The sequence below is a fragment of the Shewanella sp. Isolate11 genome (assembly GCF_022398315.1).
Taxonomy (GTDB): domain Bacteria; phylum Pseudomonadota; class Gammaproteobacteria; order Enterobacterales; family Shewanellaceae; genus Shewanella.
Map to the genome: position 1 here is coordinate 1 of NZ_JAKEVF010000013.1, position 1,145 is coordinate 1,145.

Sequence of the window (1,145 nt, forward strand, 5' to 3'; positions counted from 1 at the left end):
CGTCACACCATGGGAGTGGGCTGCACCAGAAGTAGATAGCTTAACCTTCGGGAGGGCGTTTACCACGGTGTGGTTCATGACTGGGGTGAAGTCGTAACAAGGTAGCCCTAGGGGAACCTGGGGCTGGATCACCTCCTTACCTATACGATGATTTGATATTTGCTGAGTGTTCACACAGATTACTTGATAGAAGAAAGAGCAAAATATCGAAAGATAATTTTTGAGGGATTTGATTCTTAATCAAGGCACTTGAAGAGTCTCGCAGGGAGTGTGCGATAGCACATGACTGAGAAACGATGAAAGTAACGCCGAGTAAGGATTAAATAACCAAAAAGAATGGGTCTGTAGCTCAGCTGGTTAGAGCGCACCCCTGATAAGGGTGAGGTCGGTGGTTCAAGTCCACTCTGACCCACCAAATCTTCGTTTATTCTACGTTAACTTGTTACTCGTTTAGTGAACTAAACGTCGCAACAAGTTGCCTTGACTAAACTCGATTTGGCTTCGCCAAAATTATTTGGCATTCGATATATTTGTTTGACTGCATGTAAATGGGGCTATAGCTCAGCTGGGAGAGCGCCTGCCTTGCACGCAGGAGGTCTGCGGTTCGATCCCGCATAGCTCCACCATTTACTGTTCACGATGAACACATGCACATGGATAGAGATGCCAAAGATAAATNTTTGTTTGACTGCATGTAAATGGGGCTATAGCTCAGCTGGGAGAGCGCCTGCCTTGCACGCAGGAGGTCTGCGGTTCGATCCCGCATAGCTCCACCATTTACTGTTCACGATGAACACATGCACATGGATAGAGATGCCAAAGATAAATGCAGAATTTATCTTTGGCTTTTTTAAGCCCGYTCTTTAAAAATTTGGAAAGCTGATAGTAATAATCTAAAGATTATTGCGAAATTAAAATTGAGTTCTCAAACACTTAAATCAAGTGACTTGAGTATTCTTTTGGCGAAAGTAAACACCATTAGTYGCRATGCGGCTCAGATGAAACTCATTTGGGTTGTATGGTTAAGTGACTAAGCGTATACGGTGGATGCCTTGGCAGTCAGAGGCGATGAAGGACGTAGTAACTTGCGAAAAGCGTTGGCGAGCTAGTAACAAGCATTTGAGCTAACGATGTCCGAATGGGGA

General features: G+C 44.6%; 3 tRNA genes and 2 rRNA genes. All 5 read left to right on the plus strand.

Going from position 1 to position 1,145, the window contains the following annotated elements:
* Nucleotides 1-139, plus strand: a 16S ribosomal RNA gene (locus tag L1D21_RS16440); the annotation flags it as partial.
* Between the two features lie 199 nt (nt 140-338).
* Nucleotides 339-415 (plus strand) — tRNA-Ile (locus L1D21_RS16445).
* A gap of 135 nt (nt 416-550) precedes the next feature.
* A tRNA-Ala gene (locus tag L1D21_RS16450) sits at nt 551-626 on the plus strand.
* Between the two features lie 74 nt (nt 627-700).
* A tRNA-Ala gene (locus L1D21_RS16455) sits at nt 701-776 on the plus strand.
* 244 nt (nt 777-1,020) lie between these two features.
* Nucleotides 1,021-1,145: ribosomal RNA gene (locus tag L1D21_RS16460) — 23S ribosomal RNA — on the plus strand; the annotation flags it as partial.